Annotated in this window: 17 protein-coding genes; 1 reads left to right on the top strand and 16 read right to left on the bottom strand. The window is 42.4% G+C overall.

Features of this window, described 5'->3' with window-relative positions:
* Positions 1 to 13 precede the first annotated feature (13 nt).
* The 8 genes from BM241_RS02605 to BM241_RS02635 form a co-directional block, all read right to left on the bottom strand.
* A complete protein-coding gene (locus tag BM241_RS02605) occupies positions 14 to 2,908 on the bottom strand; it encodes an extracellular solute-binding protein (protein ID WP_177206072.1) in 2,895 nt (964 codons plus the stop codon).
* Between the two features lie 132 nt (positions 2,909 to 3,040).
* The gene (locus BM241_RS02610) at positions 3,041 to 4,597 is read right to left on the bottom strand and encodes an ABC transporter substrate-binding protein (RefSeq protein WP_025747153.1); all 1,557 of its coding nucleotides are present in this window, start codon (positions 4,595 to 4,597) and stop codon (positions 3,041 to 3,043) included.
* Positions 4,598 to 5,518: 921 nt separating this feature from the next.
* Complete coding sequence (locus tag BM241_RS02615; protein ID WP_025747154.1) at positions 5,519 to 6,160, bottom strand: CBS and ACT domain-containing protein; 642 nt, start codon at positions 6,158 to 6,160, stop codon at positions 5,519 to 5,521.
* A gap of 4 nt (positions 6,161 to 6,164) precedes the next feature.
* Entirely contained in the window at positions 6,165 to 6,869 is a 705-nt protein-coding gene (locus BM241_RS02620) for an ABC transporter ATP-binding protein (RefSeq protein ID WP_025747155.1), read from the bottom strand.
* The gene (locus BM241_RS12605) at positions 6,862 to 7,647 is read right to left on the bottom strand and encodes an ABC transporter ATP-binding protein (protein ID WP_025747156.1); all 786 of its coding nucleotides are present in this window, start codon (positions 7,645 to 7,647) and stop codon (positions 6,862 to 6,864) included. Before BM241_RS12605 ends, BM241_RS02620 begins: the two co-directional genes overlap by 8 nt.
* 3 nt (positions 7,648 to 7,650) lie before the next feature.
* The gene (locus tag BM241_RS12610) at positions 7,651 to 8,622 is read right to left on the bottom strand and encodes a branched-chain amino acid ABC transporter permease (protein WP_207648951.1); all 972 of its coding nucleotides are present in this window, start codon (positions 8,620 to 8,622) and stop codon (positions 7,651 to 7,653) included.
* Between the two features lie 6 nt (positions 8,623 to 8,628).
* Positions 8,629 to 9,513, bottom strand: coding sequence for a branched-chain amino acid ABC transporter permease (locus BM241_RS02630; RefSeq protein ID WP_025747158.1), 885 nt, complete (start codon positions 9,511 to 9,513; stop codon positions 8,629 to 8,631).
* Positions 9,514 to 9,691: 178 nt separating this feature from the next.
* Positions 9,692 to 10,846 carry an ABC transporter substrate-binding protein gene (locus BM241_RS02635; protein ID WP_025747159.1) on the bottom strand — a complete coding sequence of 385 codons (1,155 nt, stop codon included), beginning with the start codon at positions 10,844 to 10,846 and terminating at the stop codon, positions 9,692 to 9,694.
* Positions 10,847 to 11,199: 353 nt separating this feature from the next.
* Here BM241_RS02635 and BM241_RS02640 point away from each other — a divergent pair, with 353 nt between their 5' ends.
* A complete protein-coding gene (locus BM241_RS02640) occupies positions 11,200 to 12,621 on the top strand; it encodes an NCS2 family permease (RefSeq protein WP_092281976.1) in 1,422 nt (473 codons plus the stop codon).
* A 129-nt stretch (positions 12,622 to 12,750) separates the two neighbouring features.
* On the opposite strand, the gene BM241_RS02645 is transcribed toward BM241_RS02640, so the two are convergent.
* From BM241_RS02645 to BM241_RS02680, 8 genes are all read right to left on the bottom strand, one after another.
* Entirely contained in the window at positions 12,751 to 15,378 is a 2,628-nt protein-coding gene (locus BM241_RS02645) for an ABC transporter permease (protein WP_092281977.1), read from the bottom strand.
* Complete coding sequence (locus BM241_RS02650; RefSeq protein ID WP_025747162.1) at positions 15,375 to 16,058, bottom strand: ABC transporter ATP-binding protein; 684 nt, start codon at positions 16,056 to 16,058, stop codon at positions 15,375 to 15,377. Before BM241_RS02650 ends, BM241_RS02645 begins: the two co-directional genes overlap by 4 nt.
* Positions 16,059 to 16,275: 217 nt before the next feature.
* The gene (locus BM241_RS02655) at positions 16,276 to 16,833 is read right to left on the bottom strand and encodes a hypothetical protein (protein ID WP_207648952.1); all 558 of its coding nucleotides are present in this window, start codon (positions 16,831 to 16,833) and stop codon (positions 16,276 to 16,278) included.
* A 106-nt stretch (positions 16,834 to 16,939) separates the two neighbouring features.
* Positions 16,940 to 17,596, bottom strand: a complete 657-nt coding sequence (locus tag BM241_RS02660) for an ABC transporter ATP-binding protein (RefSeq protein ID WP_092281979.1) — start codon at positions 17,594 to 17,596, stop codon at positions 16,940 to 16,942.
* Positions 17,597 to 17,615: 19 nt separating this feature from the next.
* Positions 17,616 to 18,422, bottom strand: coding sequence for a hypothetical protein (locus BM241_RS02665; RefSeq protein ID WP_092281980.1), 807 nt, complete (start codon positions 18,420 to 18,422; stop codon positions 17,616 to 17,618).
* Complete coding sequence (locus BM241_RS02670) at positions 18,419 to 19,051, bottom strand: hypothetical protein (protein ID WP_143094039.1); 633 nt, start codon at positions 19,049 to 19,051, stop codon at positions 18,419 to 18,421. The genes BM241_RS02665 and BM241_RS02670 overlap by 4 nt, the downstream gene beginning before the upstream one ends.
* A 128-nt stretch (positions 19,052 to 19,179) precedes the next feature.
* Positions 19,180 to 20,010: a hypothetical protein gene (locus tag BM241_RS02675; RefSeq protein ID WP_207648953.1), complete on the bottom strand. Its 831-nt coding sequence runs from the start codon at positions 20,008 to 20,010 to the stop codon at positions 19,180 to 19,182.
* Between the two features lie 86 nt (positions 20,011 to 20,096).
* Entirely contained in the window at positions 20,097 to 20,363 is a 267-nt protein-coding gene (locus BM241_RS02680) for a hypothetical protein (RefSeq protein WP_092281981.1), read from the bottom strand.
* Between the last annotated feature and the right edge of the window lie 360 nt (positions 20,364 to 20,723).

Here is a 20,723-nt window from a genome sequence, read left to right on the forward strand (position 1 = left end):
TCACTTCCTTCTTTTATTCAATGCCAAATTCTCTTCGTTTTATAACCAGTTCATTATTAATTGCATCAGCAGCTTCATAAATAGCATCTACAGGATTTTTGCTTTCTGATTCGGTCACTACGGATAAAAACGCATTTTCAATTAACCGACCCGTAATATAACCACCCGGTACTTGTGGAACAGTTCTTAACCATTGCAAACTATCTTCCAAAACCTGTAGATTATCTTTTCCCCAACCTAGTTTCTTAAAAGCTTCGATATTAGCAGTGGTATAACGTCCAGCCAATCCAAGAACCGATTCCATGGCAGTGGCAAAATCATACTGTGCTTCTTCAGAAGTCCACCACTTCAGAAATTCCCATGCCAAATCAGTCGTTCCTTTTCGTTCAACTATATTTTTTACTATAAAAGCTCCGCTTACCGTTACTGGATTATCGTGTCTTATAACCCCCTCAGAAGAAATAGTTCCAGGTATTACAGCCATAGCCCATTGTCCTTTTATTTCGGGGGCGGCTACGGACAAGGAATTAAAAGTTGTAAGGTCAACGACACCAATGGGAATTTCCCCTAGCCTAAATCTAGTAACAAAATCAGTGGATACAATAAAGTTATGCTTTGTATACAATTCAGTCCAGTATTTAAATGCATTAATACCCTCTTCACTAGTAATAGCAGTTGACTCTCCTTCATTATGATAAAGAGCTCCGTCCATCTGATACAATAATGATACATATACAGGATTTATATTTTTGGTCATACCGGTTCTCGCAACTGCACCTAATTGAGGTTGTTCAGTCGTAATAAAATAAACGTCCATATTATTTTTCTGCAAAATCGGAACGATAGCCAACAATTCTTCCATAGTTTTTGGTACAGGAATATTCAGTTCATCAAAAATATCTGTTCGGTAAAACATCACGTTGAAACTCATCTGATCAGGTAAAGCATAACATGCATTTTCATACATAAAAGTACCTAATGCCGCTGGAGAAAACCTCCCTTTTAGCTGAGAAAAATCTGGAAATTGTGCTAAATTATATGCGCCACCGCGATAACCTAAATTCATGGGTATACTTGCTGCTGCCTGTATAATAACATCCGGACCAGCGCCAGTCAAAGTGGCTGGAATTATAGCTTCAGGGGTTACCAATCTTAAATTTACATCTATATTATGTTCCTTAGAAAAAGACTCATTAATTAAACGGCGCAAAACATTATATTGGTCCCTACCAGTAGATACCCAAACCTCAATAATACCCCTCCTTTGTCCAGTCCCACTAGCTAAAACTTCATCAAAATTTACTTTAAACGAACCAATAAAAGCTCGTACCTTATGTATAAAATTTTCAACTAAATTAGTTTCTCCTTTGGGTAATTTATAATCTGCTGGTGCAATAATAATATAATCTAAAAGTAAAGGTTGCTTTATCATAGAATCTATCCAGTATCCCAAAGCGGATATATTATTTTTAAAGTCTGCTAAATATCTTCCAATTTCGTTTGGCCTTTGTATTATTTTTTCTAAAGTTATAACCAACATTTCAATGACAGTATTAGCCTCTGTAAAATCTCCCGTGATGCTGTTTATTTCTTGTATAATATCCTTTAAATCATTGCGCTGTAAAATTAAACGTTCTCTTAAATCGGGGATTAATAAAGTTAAGTTATAATCTCTATACCTATCAGGTGAGGTCCCCGTAACAACTACTATATCTTGATAAATTTTATTAAGTTCTCTCAAAGAATTCTCTACTCTTTCAATGAGTTCACCAAATACTCCAAGGCACACCTCTAAAGAAATTGTATTTTTTCCCTCTTTAAAGTAAAAGTAAAATTCCTCACCGGAGTCTTCATCAGCCAAATAATTAAGATTAAATTTAGTATCATAAGGAAACTTTATTTCACTTGCTTCAGCAAAAGGTATTTCTCCATTTATAGCCAACTTTCGCACAGAAAATCTGCCACGATTATAGGACTGCTTATACCTAAATGCTATCTTATATAAGCCCTCTTTAGGAATGTCTACCTCCCAAACTATCATCTGCCCAGGGAATCTCCACGCATAACCACCAATAGAATTTAAGACCACATAATATGGATGGTAGGGTTCAGTTAACGACGACGTACGATCATTAATAGGGTAAAGGCTTGGACTGGTTTTTAACACAGCATCTTCAGCTTGTATTTTAATAGGTTCTCCATCATAAAATTCATAACCACTTTTTGAAAGCTTGGATATGTAGCTTTTATAATCAGGAAGCGGTATTGCCGGAATAAGTTTAATTTTATCCAACCAAATTTCTCCATCTACAGCCTCTATAGTCAATATGTTTTCCCCGGCTTCAAAAAAGAACTCAAAAGGCTCTCCTTTTGAATTAGATAAAATAAATTCATGCCAAACTTCTGCTTCAATTTGCGGAGGAAATGTTTGGTTACCCTCTTCTTTTTTATATTCCTGATGTTGATCTTTATAAAAACGTCTAAATGTTATATGCCTTGCTTCTTCAAAAGGATACTCTGAATTGATACGAATTCCCCTTGCAATTTCACCTCCACCTGCAACGGCTTTATAATTAATCATGATATAATAAAGACCGGGTTTGGACAAATTAAAAGAATAAGATACAGTTGAATTTTCTCCTGAAAGTAAAATTCCATCAAAAATCTTTGCACCAATAGCATCTTTATAGTGAATTGCAGATAAAATTACTTCCTCATTATTTTCATTTAAAAATTGAGCATACTCATTTATGTATTCTGAATATGCCTTTTTTACTTGTTCTACCGCAAAAGCTTGTATGCTGAACTCAAAACCTAACAAAAATACTAACATTGTAATCATAATTTTAATCACTGCTTTTTTCTGTAAATTAATGCCACCACTTCTATCTGCCATAAATTTTAGCATAATCACACCTTCTTTAAGCATTCAATAATCAATAATAAAAATATAAAAAGAAATATAAGCGGAAACCATGCTATGTCAAAAGTTACCCTTTCGACATAACATGGTTTTTAAAATATTCAATTAAACAAAACTTTACTGTTCTTTGTCAAGCGTCTCTCTAAACTCTGCAACTTTTTGCTTTAAATCATCAGGAAGTTGAGCTTCATTAATGAGCCCAGCTTCTATCATAGCATGCAAATCTTCGCCTACAACAGCTTCAAATTCGGCTCGCGGACTACCTCCCACGGCACAAACTTTGTATAATGCTCTAAAGAATACAGGTGATTGTGCAGTAGTATCAGTTGGATCAAATTTATATCGACCAATGTACCAATCCCACAATTCGGCATCTAAATCCGTAGAAAACCACCTGTAAGCACCTTTCCCTTCCCAAGTGATAGGTTCTCCTTTTGCTTCCCTTTCACGATTCTCTAACATCAATTCGGCTTTTTCAGGCCAATAAGAGAATAGGAGATTCATATATTGTTCAGGTGTGGCTTTCTTTTCTCCGCCTTTTACAACCACAAATACACCACAATCTTTATAGTAATTAGTATAATTATCAGAAAGAGTCCTATAATCATTGGGATCTTTAAGAGTTACATTAGAGCCCCACGGGAAGGGCACCACACCAAAATCAAATTTAGCTGCCCATTCATCAAAATTCCAATTGTCTCCGTGAGTTATCACGATCTTCCCCTCATCAAAGCCCTGTTGTGCTGGATTCCAATCGTAACCCTTTGTCCCATCATCCCGTACCACTTCTGTTGCATTAACAGCTATACCTTCTTCTACTAATTTCTGGAAGAATTCTACTATTTCGATAAAACCGTCAGATAAATAGCCAGGATGATAGGTTTTAGAATCCATCATATATGCGCCATTTGCAAAAGCTGCACCTCGAGCCCAGTTAAGCGCATGAATACCTAACACATATGTTCCTTCCGGCAATTTAGATTGTAATTCTTTACAATACTTATAAAAATCATCTAAACTCCATTTTCCTTCAACAAACATCTCTCCAGGAGTCTTCTCCATACCAACTTCTTTAATAATATCTCTTCTGTAAACTAGAGCACTCCATGGAAGCATAGGATCTTTAGAAAATCCTACTATTTTGTCTCCCCACTGGCAACCGCCTTCCCAATATGCTTTTGGTAAATTGTAATTTTTTACAACCTCTGTCATATCAATAATAGCATCATTGGTAACCAAATCACTTATGTAATATCTGGACATCTCACCGAAATCAATAACCGGATCACCTGCTGCAACAGAGGTTATAATTTTCTGCGGAACATCGTTCCAGCCTACGCCTTCCAAACCGCTAAAATCAAGCTTACAGTTAAATTTTTCTTCTACTGTTTTTAACCGCTCAGCCCACATCTCTTTCTGTGCCTCGTCAACCGTTTCAGGGTTTGGCAAGCCCCATACTTTTAGAGTTACTCCTCCAAGATCTGCACCAGGAAATGGATCTTTATTTGTTTCATCCTCTTCTTTGGATTCTTCAGGCTGTTCTGAAGATTCATCAGAGGGGGTCTCTACAGGTGTCGTAGTTTGCTCCGGAGTCTCCTTTTTACTGCAGGCAGCTACCATGCTAATAATGAAACACAACGCTAGCAACAAAACAATAGACTTTTTCCCCTTCATTCATACTCCTCCCTTTTTGAAATTTACATTTAATATATCAAGCGGTATTTCCTTTTTAATTTTAAAGAAAATACCACCTGACAGCACAATGAAACTCCTCCACCACAAAATTTTTGTATATAATTTGTATATAATAAATAAAGAAAAGATATAACTTTCTACGCTATTTCTTATTTGTTTTTAGAAATTTAGACATTTCTGAATTGAAGAACTATTTAAGTTTTTGAAACAATTTTACCTTTAATTAATAACTTCTCATAATGCTTTTTTAATTTAAGTTTACAACAACATATGTACTCTCCTGTCTCCCATCTATAACTTACATGGCCCCTTACTATACTGAATGTATCTTATGAATATGTCCCAAACAAAAAGAACAGCTTTATTTAGACATACCCGATTTCGTTTACTTGCTACATCGAGATGCTATAAACATCTGCAATTTTATCTACTACAATTCTTTTAAATCCCCAAGTACAAGGGCATTACTTACGTTATATCTTTTATCCTCATTTTCTCTACTTCAAAGTATATCATACTATCTTAAAAATTGCAACATTATTTTTATTTGGTCTGTATCAAATAGATATTTGTAATCTTTTATTGCAGTTTAGTAGCTTTGATCAACTCAGCCTTTATAAAACATGAATGTAATATTTTAATTTTTCCTATAATATAAATATTACATTATAATGTTACTCATGCACAAAAAATCAGCTCACAACTTATGAAAAATAAAACCATTTAATGTACACAAAAATTATGTTTTCCCATACAAGCCTCTTAAAAAATGAGCATCTTAATACAATAAGCTATACTCTAATTAATCTCTTACGCAAATTACTCCCCCAAAATAAAAAGCTTTCCTGCCGAATCACAGCAGGAAAGCCTGTACAATCGCGTTTATCTATTCTGCAGCGCTTAGCTATTCTGCAGCTTATACAGTATCCTAAAGCCGTTTTCCTCCAGCGTTTTCTCTATATCTTCAGTATTGAAAGAGTTTATACCCACCACAACGCTGCTGGTACCATCTGCTCCACGGTAAACCGCCACGCGAGTGATGTTTGCGCCGTACTGCGCAAAAATGCCGGTCAGCCTGGCCAAAATGCCGGGTTCATCCGACGCTTCGACAGTAAGCCGGGTACCCCGCTCACGGAAGCCCAGCAGTTCAATAAAAGCGTCGAAGATATCGCTCTCGGTTATGATCCCCACCAGCTTATCCCCATCCACCACCGGCAAAAAGCCCACCTTTTGATCCCGCATGAGCGTGGCTGCCTCTTCTAAAAGAGCGTTGGGCGATATGGTAACCAGATCCTTGGTCATGATCTGCTTTATCTTGGTCTTGGATAGCAAATAGGTGATCTCTCCCATGCTGAGGCTGGTTGCCTTGGAAGGCGAATACCGTTCGATGTCCTCTTTTGTGACCACGCCCACCAGCTTGCCGTCTTTGACAACCGGCAGCCGCCTTATGCCATGTTTCATCATGATCTCCTGGGCATCCGGAATGGTTTGATCAGGAGAGATGGTAAACGGGTTGGTGGTCATCCTGTTTTTAACAAACATAGCATTAACCCCCTAGATAGGCTTTTTTGATCTCTTCGCTCTCCATCAGTTCAGCGCCGGTGCCCGAAAGCACAATCCTTCCTGTCTCTATTACATAAGCGCGATGTGCGATCTGCAGCGCCATCCTTGCGTTTTGCTCCACCAGCAGCACCGTCGTTCCGTTGCTGTTTACATCTTTTATTATATTAAAAATTTCCTGAACTAACAAGGGCGCAAGCCCCATGGAAGGTTCATCCAGCAGCAAAATTTTGGGTCGGCTCATCAAAGCCCGGCCAATTGCCAGCATCTGCTGTTCCCCGCCCGAGAGGGTACCAGCCAGCTGCTTTCGCCTGTCGGCCAGCACTGGAAAAAGGTCAAACACCTTCTTTAAATCCTTTGCAATTTCCTCCTTATCCTTTCGGAGATAGGCTCCCAGCTCGAGGTTTTCCAAAACCGTCATATTGGAAAAGACGCGCCGCCCCTCGGGTACATGTGAGATGCCTATCCTGACCCTTTCTTGAGCGGAGGCATTGGTTATGTCCACGCCGTCAAGTATAATCTCGCCGCTGGTAGGCTTCTTCAAACCCGATATGGTGCGCAACGTGGTGGTTTTGCCCGCCCCGTTGGCACCTATCAGGGTTACAATCTCCCCATCGTTGACCGTCAAAGAGATCCCTTTCAATGCGTGTATCACGCCAAAATGCACATGGAGATTCCTAACTTCAAGCATCGCCAACATCCTCTCCCAAATACGCCTCTATGACCCTCTTGTTTGACCTGATTTCATCCGGAGTACCCTCAGCAATCAATATTCCGTAATCCAGTACATAGATGCGCTCGCATATCTTCATGACCAGGGACATGTCGTGCTCGATCAGAAGAATGGTCAGGTTAAACTTCTCCCTGATCCACTTTATCAGCTCGGTAAGCTGAGCAGTCTCAGCAGGGTTCATCCCCGCAGCCGGCTCATCCAGCAGCAACAGGCTGGGATTAGTAGCCAATGCCCGCGCGATCTCCAGATGGCGCTGTTCTCCATAGGGAAGGTTTTTGGCATACTCATCCTTTTTGCCATCCAGCTTGAAGATCCTAAGCAATTCCATTGTGGCCTCGCTGATCCGCTTCTCTTCCCTGTGGTACGACGGCAGGTGCAAAAAGCTGGACAGCAGCCCATACCGCACGTTCTTATGCATCGCGATGCGCACGTTATCAAACACCGTCAGATCCTTAAACAAACGGATATTTTGAAACGTCCTTGCCACTCCCGCTTTGCATATCCTGTGCGGCTTCAGCCCCTGTAGCTCCTGCTCGGCGCCGGCTTTATTCAGGATAATGCTGCCGCTGGTTGGGACGTAAACGCCGGTTAAAAGGTTGAACACGGTGGTCTTGCCGGCACCGTTGGGACCGATCAACCCTACCAGTTCGCCCTGCTTAAGTTCCATGCTTACATTCAAAACGGCTGTCAATCCGCCAAACGATTTTGTGAGCTTGTGCACCTTGAGCAACGGCATAGTTTATTTTTCCTCCTTTTCAAACGCAAACAACCTGCCCAACCTGTTAAACACGGAAAGCGAAATCTCCTTTGAGCCCAGCAAACCCTGAGGCCGGAATATCATTATTACAATCAAGATGAGAGCATACAGTATCATACGGATTTCGGAAAACGACTGAAGCAACGTGGATATAACGGCCAGCAAAATTGCCGCCAGAATCGATCCCGATATGCTCCCCAACCCTCCGAGTACCACCATGACCAGAATATCCACCGACTTTAAAAAGCCAAACAGGTCGGGTTTTATAAAATAAAAGTATGAAGCATACAGCGCTCCCGCTATACCCGCACAAAAAGCCCCTATTACAAAAGCCAGAACCTTGTACCATGTGGTATTGATTCCCATGGCCTCGGCTGCGATCTCGTCCTCGCGTATGGCTATACAAGCCCTTCCATGGGATGACCTCAAAAAGTTCCTTATCAGCAGCACCGTTCCAACTGTAAAGATAAACAGCCACGTCCAGTTAACAAATCTAGGTATACCGCTCAAACCTCGCGGGCCGTTGGTGATTTTATCCATATTGATGAACATGATTCTGATGATCTCTGCCATGCCCAGCGTGGCAATGGCCAAGTAGTCCCCTCGAAGGCGCAATGTGGGCAATCCAACCAGAAAACCAACCAGCGCCGCCAGCAAAGACCCCAGCAGAGTACCAAGCAGAAAGTTGGGCATGGTGGGATCCTTAAGGATAAGCAGAGCACATGTATAAGCCCCTATGGACATAAAGCCGGCATGCCCCAGCGAAAACTGTCCGGTAAACCCCGTAATCAGATTAAGGCTCACAGCCAATATGATGTTTATGCAGATGGTGGTCAGCGTCGCCTGCAAGTAGTCATTTATAATATTAACAGAAATAAGCAGCTGAACAATCACATAAGCCAAGACAAGAAGAATAAGTCTCCTTGTAAATTGAGTACTCAGTATCCCCTTCATCTCCTGCTACACCTTCTCCCCGGTATTTTTACCAAGCAGTCCTGCCGGCCTTACGATAAGAATCAATATCAGAATGGCAAACACCACAGCATCCCTGTACATGGAATATCCTAATCCCGCCACAAAAACCTCTATGATACCTATTACATATCCGCCCAGCATGGCACCTGGAATTATGCCAATACCTCCAAAGACGGCAGCAACAAAGGCCTTAAGGCCAGGCAAAACACCCATCAGGGGATTGATGGAGTTATAATACACGCCAACCAAAATCCCCGCAGCTCCGGCCAAAGCCGATCCCAAAGCAAAGGTAAAAGAAATGGTTGAGTCTACATCGATACCCATAAGTTCGGCAGCATCCTTATCCAGGGAAACGGCACGCATTGCCTTGCCGATCCTGGTCTTCTTGACGATAAGCTGTAGTAGCACCATCAAAATGACGGTTATGAGTGCGATCAGAATCTGTTGGGCCGATATCACCACATCTCCCATTTTGAAGGTCTTTGCCATAAACCCGGTCATGGGGGGATAGGTCCTTACGTCTGCGCTAGCAAAGAACATGGTGGTATACTCCAAAAATAACGATACGCCTATGGCGGTTATGAGCGCGGTAATCCTGGTAGCATTGCGCAAAGGCTTATAGGCAATCTTTTCGATTACAACGCCCAGCAAGGTACAAACCAGCATGGAAGCAAGCAGGGAGGGGAAAAAGCCCAGACCCAGCTTGGCCATGCATACATACCCCACATAAGCGCCTATCATGTATACATCGCAGTGGGCAAAGTTTATCAGCTTTATAATGCCGTATACCATCGTATATCCCAAAGCGATAAGCGCATATATGCTCCCCAGCGATATGCCATTGACAATCTGCTGTAACAGCTGCTCCACACGCTCTCCCTTCTTCCTCTATATTCTAATAGCCATACTAATAGCCATCTCCACAAAATCACAAAGTCCTGGTACTGCCCAAAATAAAACATCCATGGGCTGTCTAAACGCATATAAGTGAGGACGCAATAAACGCCCTCACTTATATGCAGGATGATCACACTGTATGGTATTTCATTTATTCGGTAACTCTATAGGTTTTGTACTGTTTTCCATCCTTCAATTCGATGACGATTATATCCTTCACCACATTATGATTCTCGTCAACGCTCATGGTTCCAGTTACGCCTTCAAAATTCTCGGTTGCCTCCAAGGCCTTCTTCAACGATTCGCCGTCCAGCTTCTCGGCTCGGCTTATAGCGTCAACTACAAATTTGGCCAGGTCATACCCCAATGCGTTAAAGGCGTCGGGCTCCTTCTTGTACTTGGCCTTAAAGGCCTCCACAAAGTCGGCTACCACAGGGCTGGGGTCCACCGAAGAATAGTGATTGCTAAAGTAAACGTTGTTGAGGGCCTCAGCACCGGCCAGTTCGGCCAGCTTGGGCGAATCAAAGCCGTCGGCCCCAAGTATGGGAACGTCTATGCCCTGTGCACGCGCTTGCTTGATGATCAACCCCGCCTCATTGTAATAGCCCGGAATAAATATCACATCGAAGTCCTTCCCCTTTATGCTGGTCAATACGGCATTAAAGTCGGTATCGCCTGACATATAGGCTTCCTGGGCCACAATGGTGCCGCCTCCAGCCTCAAAAGTGGAAGTAAAAGCTTCTGCAAGTCCTTTGGCGTAATCGCTTGAGCTATCCATGATTATGACGGCCTTCTTACTAGAAAGGTTTTCTAAGGCGAACTTGGCTACCGCGTTGCCCTGCTGAGAATCGGTAAAGCAGATGCGGAAGGCGTATTCCTTTACGCCCTTATCGTCTACCGTTACGTTGTCGGCAGTAGCCGAACCCGAAATTACAGGTACCTTGTTCTGGTTTGCTACCGGAATGGTAGCCATGAAAGCTCCAGAAGTAGCAGGTCCCAGTACAGCCACTACTTTGTCCTGGGTTATCAACCTGGTAGTCAGGGTAGTGGCTTCTGACGCATCGGATTTGTTGTCATACTTTACGAGCTGAATTTTCTTACCGTTTATGCCGCCAGCCTCATTAATCTGCTCAATAGCCAGCTCTATACCTTCTACCGAGCTTTGACCATAAGTCGCAACGCCGCCAGACAGCTCGTAGTTGACGCCTATCTTGATGACATTCTGATCCGTAGAGACCGTTTGAGAACAACCGGCAAACACCAACATAGACATGACCAACAAGAAAATTACGCTGTACTTCTTCATCCTATTCACCCCTCCGTATTTTTATAAATAATACTATAACGGTTAACGCCGTGTCAATATACAAATCAGCGGTTTTAGACCTATTGTTACTACATTAATATAGCGTCCAAATGTTTATAATTAAATAAAAATGAAAATTTATAAGCTTATCCATTCCATTTCACAGCTTTTTACACTTTATAATGCTAAAAAAGATAAATGGATTTCGAAAATTTCAATTGCAATTTTGAAGAATATACGGTATTATATGAATGTAAAACACATTATCGGCATAATTAAATGGTTACAACCCATAAGTTTTTTACAAAATCATAACAATCGTTCGACTATATTTTAATAAGGAGGTTTTGTTTATGGAGAAATTTTTCAAAATCAGGGAAAACGGCTCCACAGTAGCAACCGAAATTCTCGCAGGCCTTACTACCTTCTTTGCCATGTCTTACATCATTTTCGTCAATCCAGCTATCCTCTCACAGACGGGCATGCCACGGGAAGCCGTATTTTTGGCCACAATCATTGCTTCGGTGGTAGGCACTCTTGTCATGGGCCTTTTTGCTAACGTACCTTACGCACAGGCTCCCGGAATGGGATTAAACGCTTTCTTTACTTACACGGTGTGCTTCGGGCTGGGGTTTAGCTGGCAGCAGGCACTGGCAATGGTTTTCATCTGCGGCATCATAAACATCATCATCACAGTAACCAAGATTCGTAAATCCATCATCAAATCAATCCCCGTCAGCCTGCAAAATGCAATCGGCGGCGGTATCGGCATCTTCATAGCCTATATAGGAATCAAGAATGCCGGGCTGTTAAGCTTCACTTCCGACCCCGGCACATATACATTGCTGGAAAGCGGCACAGTCATATCCAATTCCAGCATCGTACCTGCTCTCGTAACCTTCGATAATCCGGCCGTCATTCTCGCAATCATCGGTATCGTCTTAACTTTTATTTTGCTGGTGTTCAAGGTAAGAGGGGCAATTTTAATCGGCATTATAGCCACCACCATCATCGGTATCCCCATGGGAGTGGTGGATGTTTCGCAGCTTGGAACCACCTCGGGAATCGGTGAGGCATTTGCTAAGCTGGGCACCACCTTTGGTGCAGCCTTTGGCCCTGAAGGAATGGGTTCCCTGTTCTCCGACCCCGAAAAGATCCCTCTAGTGCTGATTACCATATTCTCCTTCAGCCTTGCCGACACCTTTGACACCATTGGCACTTTCATAGGCACCGGCCGTCAAAGCGGCATATTCACCGACGAGGATATAAGGCTCATGGAAACCAGCAGCGGCTTCAAATCCAAGATGGACAAGGCTTTGTTTGCCGACGCCATCGCCACTTCGATCGGCGCCATATTTGGCACCTCCAATACCACCACCTATGTTGAAAGCGCTGCGGGCATAGGTGCTGGCGGGCGTACCGGCTTGACCAGCGTTGTCACGGCGCTTTTGATGCTGGCCTGCATCTTCCTGGCACCCGTAGCCGGCCTGGTGCCCGCACAGGCAACTGCAGCGGCCCTCATCGCAGTCGGCATCATGATGATGTCAGCCTTCAAGGAGATCGAGTGGGATGATATAGAGGAAGCAATCCCTGCATTCTTTGCAGGCATCTTCATGGCCCTTTGCTACAGTATTTCTTACGGCATTGCAACGGGATTCATATTCTACTGCCTGATCAAAATCTGCAAAAAGCAGCTTAAAGACATCCATCCCATCCTGATAGTATCGACGCTGCTGTTTATACTAAACTTCATCATGCTTATCTTTATTGAATAAACTTTATCCCGCATAGCGTAAAAATTGGACGTTGTGTAATCATCAAAAAGGGCGCTGCCTAATACTCAAGCCGGCGCCCTTTTTGTTTGCCCTCTGGTCAATATAACCCTTTGCAAGGCCATTTATTCCTTACACGCTTTCGCTCTTTATGGCGTCCATAATGTTCTCATGCCGTATCTTCCTCATGGAATACACCATGCTGGCAAAGACCACGAAAAACACGCTCAAGACGCTAACCACTATGCTGCCTGTCGGCAGGCGGAAAGGCATTTCAACCCCCTGCCGTATGCTGATATGGATGAGGTAGGTGATCAGCACAGAAACCGGCAGCCCGTAAAGCAGGGCTTTTAACCCGTAAAATATACACTCATAGTTCAGCATCCTGTTAAAGCTGCTGTCAGTCATGCCCACCGATTTCAGCATGGCAAATTCTATTCTCCTTAAGTTAATATTGGTGGAGATGGTATTAAACACGTTTGCAATGCTTATGAGGGAAATGAGTATTATAAACCCGTAGGAGAACACCGATATAATGGTGACGATATTGCGGCTGTTCTGTATATACCCTGCTATATTAAGCAGGTTGTGCGTTGGAAGACCCGCATCCACAAGTATATCCATTATGTCCTGCTCGGCTTCAAAAGGATCTACAGCAGCGAAATACATATTTGCAGGGCCCCAGATTTTCTCGTCACCATCAAAAATGGCCTTTCTTATTTCATCGCTGACCACCACAAGGATTGAATTAAAGGAGGAAGCATAATCCGGCACCCCGAACGGAGCCTCATTGGCAAAGACGACAAGTTGGATATCCTCCTTCAATTGCCTTTCACCATCTTCCTGATGAACAACAGTCAAGGCTATGCTCTCGGGCTTTTTGCTGCTAAATATGCTGGAATTTATAAACCTCTTTTGCTGGTCATCATAATAGTGCTGGTAATCTATTGCAATCCCGGCAGGAGAATCGGGATTTGTAAAGAGCGATTCATCAAGCCCCAACTGGCGGACGTAGTATTTAAAGGTATCGCGGTCAACGCTGTACAAGATCACATTTATGGGAGCCTCTTCTCCGTGGGGGATAAAACCATTATCAATCATCTCGTCATAAAACGATTGATTAAGGTACTCTTTCGGAATATCAGTAAAGGCATAAAGTTCCCTCACAATGGAGCCCTGTTCTATGCTGTCCAGCAAAACGATATCCCTGTAAACCTTAATGGTGGAATCCTTCAAATCGCCTCTTTCGTTGGTAAAATAGTACAGGTCATAATCCACATCCTGATATACATTGGAAACGCTGTCCATAAGATACATCGAAAAGGACGAGGCCGATACGAACAGGACTATGCTCATGAACAGCGAGATCACAGTACTGCGGTAACGCTTGCGGCTCCTCTTTAAATTTTTCAGTGCCAGATCTCCTTCCATGCCGAACAGCTTGCGTGTCAAGCGCCATGTCCTGACCTGCCGCGCAGTGAGCTTGATGTCAGTCGTCTGCCTGATGGCATCAATTGGCGATATCTTTCCGCTGCGCCATGCCGGTATATAGGCCGATATCAGTATGGTAACTAGAGCCAGGACCACCGCCGTTATCACGGAGGGGATGGACACCGACAGCGTCATAGACACGCGGTCACCCAGAGACATGATGCTGGCAAACATATCCCTCAATAAATGCAGCGTAACGCCTATGCCGGCGATGCCCGATAATATACCTAGGGGTATGCCTATAGCTGCCAGCACAAGGGCCTCGAAAAACACCGAATGCTTGAGCTGCTGTGCGGTAGCGCCGATGCTGGATAGCAGGCCAAAGTACTTCTTGCGCTCGCTGACCGAAATGGAAAACGAGTTGTAGATGAACGACACCGAGCCGGCCATAATCAGTGCAATCAATATGGCCGCAAGGCTATACAAAACAGCTGTAAAATTGTCGTTCTGGCTTATACCCATAAACCTAAGCAAGTCGTCATTGTATTCATAATCTTTGTACTGCAGCTTATCCATACCAAGGCTGTCATATATGTCGTACACCCTTCGGGGATTTTTGAGCTTTATATACACATTGGCCGTGTCGTTCTCCCCCAGCTTGCTTTTATCAAGAACGGTGATAAGGGTATATCCTGGGGCAGAGTACTCCTCTATCGCAAACGGTGGCCTTTCGCAGATCCCCACCACTTTATACGTCCTGGTACCTGTGACCACCAGCTTCTCCGATGCGCCATCCTCCTCGTGCCTGTAATAATCCTTCTGCCCCAGGACGGTACCATCGTCTAAAACCCGGTAGCCAATGTCGAGCTCAATGGTATCGCCTACCTTATACTGCACGCCGCCGTTGGTGAAGACGTGATAGGGCACGACAACCTCGTTTTCATTTTGTGGAAGCCTGCCGCTTTTTAAATGCACCGGCAACATCTCAAATGCCTTTTCATCAAACCCCAGGACATACAGATAGGGCTTATACTCGTTCAAACCGCCCTCGAGCAGCGCATAGCCTATCCCTTTGGTTACAGCAACCTCCTGTACCTCCCGGTTTTGGCTAATGCCCTCAATTGTATCAAGGTCAGCGTTGTAAAGAACTGCGTGCCAGTCTCCCGTATCGGCCTTTGTATAGTTAATCAGGAAATTTTGAAAGCTGGATATAAAAGTGGTCACGGCAGCTATCATGGCTGTGGACAGAATGATGCCAATGATGGTGACGATGGTGCGGGTTTTGCTCCTCTTCAGCGTTGCCAGCGTAACCCTGTTCATGACGTTCATGGCCTGATCACCTCATCACTTACGATCCTGCCATCCTCGAGGCTGATGATGCGGCTGGCCTGCAGCGCAATCCTCTCATCGTGCGTCACGATTATGAGGGTCTGATTGTACTTCTGATTGTACAGCTTGAGCAGTTCGATGATTTCGGCGCTGTTTTTGCTGTCCAGGTTGCCCGTGGGCTCATCCGCCAGTATCAAAGCGGGATTGGTTATGAGAGCGCGGCCTATGGCCACCCTCTGCTGCTGCCCGCCCGACAGCTGGTTTGGTAAATGCTTTGCCCTATCCTTAAGGCCCAGAGTGGTAAGCAGCTCATTCAAGCGTGCCTTATCTTCCTTTCTGCCGTCGAGCAGCAGAGGCAGCATTATGTTTTCCTCCACATCGAGCACGGGAATCAGATTGTAGAACTGATAGATCAGGCCGATCTGCCTGCGCCTGAAAATAGCAAGCCTTGACCTGTCCAGGCTGTAGATGTCAGTGCCGTCGATGTATACCTTGCCCGAGGTGGGAAAATCCACCCCGCCTAGTATGTGCAGCAGCGTCGACTTGCCCGACCCTGACGGCCCGACAATGGCCACAAACTCGCCCTTCTCCACCGAAAAGGAGACGTTGTCCAGAGCGGTGACCGCCGTCTCCCCCTTGCCGTATACCTTTGTGAGATTTTCAACCCGTAGTATCTCCATATAGCACCTCCAGAGCATTTTTAGTTTCGAGGATGAGTCTACCACAACGGTGTGACATTCAGGTGACCGGTTCTGTGACAGTTTTGTCACTTTTAAATGCTCTGGAGTATGCTCTCTATGCAGAATGGCAGTTCCGGTTCTTATCCCTCCCCTCTTACGGTACAGGTAATCCCATTTATTCCCATATGAATAAGAAATGGTTTTAGAGCATTATAGGCTAATTATTTATTGAATTTAAAAATTGTTCCAAAACTTGTTTTTTGATTTTATTGTATTTATTTAATTCTTCCTGGCTGTAAGCAATGACCTCATACTCCGCTATCTGTCCATAGCAATACTCCTGTTCCCGAGACAGGACTTTATCAAATAAAACTCCCGCTGTGCAGTATTTATCGATGCCCCTATTGTGTGACAGCATATATATGTCCTTATTCCTATAAAATGGATTATATCTCATGTAGTCCATATACGGCCATTTTTTTAGAAATAAGATGTATTCCTCCCCGTACTTCATAAAATTATATCCGCCGTAAGCAAAAAACAAACGTCCCTCAAAATCGAAATAACACGGTTCAAAAACGTATATCGTGCTATTCGCCAGATCACTGTCCCCTTTATAGACAGAAATAACTTTAACACCTGTTAAAGATGTACCTTGCAAGAACTTCCTTTCGGAAGCTACCACCTTAACTATTACTTCGGAATCGGCAACCAGCTTTGAAAATGAAATATCCTCTTCATAAAGTGGTCCTCCCCCTGAAACTTTATATTCCAACAAATCATCCAAATTCATGTTTTGAATATCGACAAAAGAGGCTCGTACCATACCCGCCACAACCAACGCTGCGGCAATAGCCAAAGTCATAATCAAAATACATATCCTATTCATCTTCAACCTCACTCCCGGCAGGATATATTCTCCCGGCTTCTACTTTGAACTTTTCATCGCACAGCAGGTCGATATCCTCTTTGATATGGCTGGCAATTAGTATTGTTGCCCCCCTTTCCTTTTCTTCCAGCAGGATGTTCCTGACCAGCCCAACCCCTTCTTCGTCAAGCGAGTTGGTGGGCTCATCCAGCACAATAAGCTGCGGTTTCTCCATTATGGCCTGAGCTATGCCAAGGCGTTGCTTCATGCCCAAAGAATACTTTCCGTAAATGCGCTTATCATCTGGATCAAGGCCTACTCTTCTGATGGCAGCCCTTATGTCTTCATCTGTAATGATATTTTTTATTGAAGCCAAAAATTTTAAATTTTGAAAGCCCGTCCACTGTTCCCAGAATCCCACGTTTTCTATTATTAAACCAAGGCTTTCGGGGAATGAGACATCTACGCCAATCCTCTTTCCAAACACCCTAACCTCACCGCGAGTAGGTTTTATTAATCCGCATATGGCCCTAAACAGCATGGTCTTTCCCGAAGCATTTCTCCCAAAAAAACCGTATATCTTCCCTCTTTCCAGCTCCAGGGTTATGTCATCTAATATCGTCTTCCCCTTGATTATCTTGGTCAAATGATATATTTCAACCGCCATCATCTCTGCATACCTCCCGATTTTAATAATTTCTATCGGTTATCTCCACCGTCTTTATAACCCTTATTCCCACAAAAACAGCCAAAACCAGGTAAGCCCCTAATACAAGAAACGACCAGTAAACATTAAATCCCGGTACTGCCAAAATATCTAAAGGCTGAATATAATCCAGCAGAAAACCGTCATCATGCCACGGTAAGACAGGTTGCAGTACGGGGTTAAGCTTAATTAGCAAATGCTGCACTGGATCACTTAGTTTAACAATGGCTGGAAGATGTGCAAAAACGTACGCAAGCAAGGTCAAGAATAGGGACATTTCACAGCTTATATACAAAGATAATACATTTATCAACAAAACAAATACTAATGTGACCGTAACATTGAGAAGAATACATACAGAGGATACCAATAAAAGGCCCTGTACCGACGCTACAGGCAAATTATTAGCAAAGCCAATTATCACACTAACGGCAGTAATTATAGCAAAGTATAGAACTAAATGCTTCAGTATATGAAATAGTTTATCTAGAAACCATTTTACCCTGTTATCCTTCCTTGTAAAAACATAAACCGAACTTATTCTAAAGTCATCATAAAAAAAATCTCCAAAGGCTATAAGAATATATAACTTAGGGGCAATATACGTTAGAGATGCTATAAGCTCAAAAGTTATTTTTTCTTCAGGATACGGCAAAAAATTCGCCGTAAACATCACTAGCAATTCTATTGAAGCCCCTTCAGCCAAGTTTGTTATGAAGTCAAGCCGAATCAACGAAGATAAAACCCCGATGACTACGGCCGTAATAAACACCGATACTTTCTTTATCATAAACCGCTCCTCCGTATATCCGTTTTCCCCAGGATTTTCACGCCCATCAAAAGCAAAAATAAGGATAAAAATGACAAGTAGCTGCAGTGCACCAGCGACAACAGCAGGAATTTCATCATAGGCAGCTCAAGACCAAAAATGAACTCTAGCAAGATTCCTGTAGTGGTCATAGCATATCTATCCAATTTAATCAGCGTCAGTATATAATCCAGGCTACCAGTAAAAAGACCAACTAGAAAACCTACATACCGCCTTTTGCTTACAAATGATGATATCAGGTAAATAATCCCTGTTGGCAGAAATATCAGGTACTTTATAATAAAATCCCCTAGCATAAAGGCAAGAATTTTCGCTTCCAGAAGATGCGGCACTCCTATATACATCACAGCCGTTACAATTATAGGAAGTTCGAGAAGGATGACATATAACACCGTATCTATTGAAAGCAGCTTGATTTTTTCCTTCCACCATATATCAATATTTTTAAACCTTACCAATATCAGTGTGTGATTGAGTATATCTTCATGGCTTATGATTATAAGAAAAATTGGTACATAATATAAAGCGAAATAGATTAAACGGGAAAAGAGCAGGTATATGTCATTTATGCGGAGGTTCTCTGTTAGCAAATTTGCCTCTTGGCCTATAAGTACTGATATCCGAATATTAAAAGCCAGTATCATCAGATAAAATATTACTCGCTTCTTCCCAACCATCAAAAATATTTTACTCAAAAACTTTTTACAAAGCCGCAATTTTAAATTTCTTCCCTTCTTGCGTTTAAAATAATCACAAATATACTTGTCATCAGCAAAACCGCCATTATGCACATAAACACCATGTAATCTAACCCTTTTACGCCCGTGGTGGGATATAAATAATAAGTTAAGCAATAATTTGCATTTCCGAGTAAAGCAAATACAAAATTTTGTGTAAAATAAAGGACAGTGGGTAAAACCACAACTGTATACCTATTTACCTTTCTAAAAAACGATATAGCATAGGAAAATATGGCAACTACACCGCCGAAAACGCCATCCAAGAACATGAACCACAGATTATGTAAGTATGGACTTATAGTGTGCAGGCCTTGAAAGTAAAGTCTGGTAAGATAATATCTGTCATAGGCGGGATTTCCGCCATTTACTTCGGAAACCGTATAGAGAGGAAAAGCAACCATACAGAGAAGCTGATTCAACAGTAAAGGCAAAAAAATCACTATAAAGCCAGAGAAAAAGGTAACGATACCTTTGCTCAGGATATACGAACTTTTATTGCAGCGGCTAACGATAAAGTTAAGAACACGTTCTTTCTTATCCCCCAAGTAAGTATCTGCAAACGCTATACTGGCCGGTAGGGTGAGAAAAAACAGATAATATATATCTCCTACAAAGCTGAAGTTGCCATTTCTATAACCTATCCACATCTGATAGGCAGAAGGCAACTCTGAAGTATAACCTTTATAGTATGTAATAGACGTTAAAATAAAAAGGATCGAGATCAATACAACTTCAATCGTCAGCACTATGTTAAACTCTCTTCTTTTGAGAAGCTTGGCAAATTCAGTTTTCAAAACATTAAACAACACAAAATCTGCCTCCTTTTATAAGTTCGGGGCTATGATAAATACCATAGGCCCGGGTAAAATCTGCTCTGTTTGCATTATTCCAACCCTTACCTCAAATCTGCATATCCGCTCATCGTTACGCTTACATATGTTATATCGTGATTTTGTGCATAAAGCATGATAAAAGTGCCTGCTCGCTCATCTACATTAAAACTTATTGTGTATATCCCTTGCCCTTCATAGCATGCATAATTATCTGATATCCTTGAGCCGTCTTGCCTGACTACCCAGAAATCTGCCGCATCATACTGAGCGCCAACATAATCAACCCTATTTAATACATAATCATCATTATAGACTTTGCTACCACTCATTACGACTATATCTTGCTTGAACCAGGGGAGCGAAACTTGATAATACCCACTAACTGCAAAAGCTGTTGTGAATGACAAAAGAGTAATTGCCAAGCTCAGACACAGCAACAGCTTTCCTTTTTTCTCATCAAACCCTTCCCGAAATGTACGGAACCTACCGGCAAGTCCCCTATATTATTTATATTAATATTTCATCCTAAGAATGTAAATCGTAAAAATATTTTATTTTTAGCCAAATACAACCTTTAAGTCAAAATATGTAATATAATTTCCATAATTTATACTAAGTCTCAATTTTTTTCTTTTTAAAAACAGCACAGGCTATGATAAAGAATTTTTGCTGTAATTTGTACAACAAAG

The sequence above is a fragment of the Caldicoprobacter faecalis genome, from assembly GCF_900115765.1.
Taxonomy (GTDB): Bacteria; Bacillota; Clostridia; order Caldicoprobacterales; family Caldicoprobacteraceae; genus Caldicoprobacter; species Caldicoprobacter oshimai.

Bases quoted from the DNA above. Each gene is read 5' to 3' on its own strand.
- BM241_RS12610 (WP_207648951.1), bottom strand. From the start codon at position 8,622: ATGAAGGGGATACTGAGTACTCAATTTACAAGGAGACTTATTCTTCTT.
- BM241_RS02660 (WP_092281979.1), bottom strand. From the start codon at position 17,596: ATGATGGCGGTTGAAATATATCATTTGACCAAGATAATCAAGGGGAAG.
- BM241_RS02605 (WP_177206072.1), bottom strand. From the start codon at position 2,908: ATGCTAAAATTTATGGCAGATAGAAGTGGTGGCATTAATTTACAGAAA.
- BM241_RS02610 (WP_025747153.1), bottom strand. From the start codon at position 4,597: ATGAAGGGGAAAAAGTCTATTGTTTTGTTGCTAGCGTTGTGTTTCATT.
- BM241_RS02620 (WP_025747155.1), bottom strand. From the start codon at position 6,869: ATGCTTGAAGTTAGGAATCTCCATGTGCATTTTGGCGTGATACACGCA.
- BM241_RS02640 (WP_092281976.1), top strand. From the start codon at position 11,200: ATGGAGAAATTTTTCAAAATCAGGGAAAACGGCTCCACAGTAGCAACC.
- BM241_RS02680 (WP_092281981.1), bottom strand. From the start codon at position 20,363: ATGAGTGGTAGCAAAGTCTATAATGATGATTATGTATTAAATAGGGTT.
- BM241_RS02615 (WP_025747154.1), bottom strand. From the start codon at position 6,160: ATGTTTGTTAAAAACAGGATGACCACCAACCCGTTTACCATCTCTCCT.
- BM241_RS12605 (WP_025747156.1), bottom strand. From the start codon at position 7,647: ATGCCGTTGCTCAAGGTGCACAAGCTCACAAAATCGTTTGGCGGATTG.
- BM241_RS02665 (WP_092281980.1), bottom strand. From the start codon at position 18,422: ATGATAAAGAAAGTATCGGTGTTTATTACGGCCGTAGTCATCGGGGTT.
- BM241_RS02650 (WP_025747162.1), bottom strand. From the start codon at position 16,058: ATGGAGATACTACGGGTTGAAAATCTCACAAAGGTATACGGCAAGGGG.
- BM241_RS02635 (WP_025747159.1), bottom strand. From the start codon at position 10,846: ATGAAGAAGTACAGCGTAATTTTCTTGTTGGTCATGTCTATGTTGGTG.
- BM241_RS02645 (WP_092281977.1), bottom strand. From the start codon at position 15,378: ATGAACGTCATGAACAGGGTTACGCTGGCAACGCTGAAGAGGAGCAAA.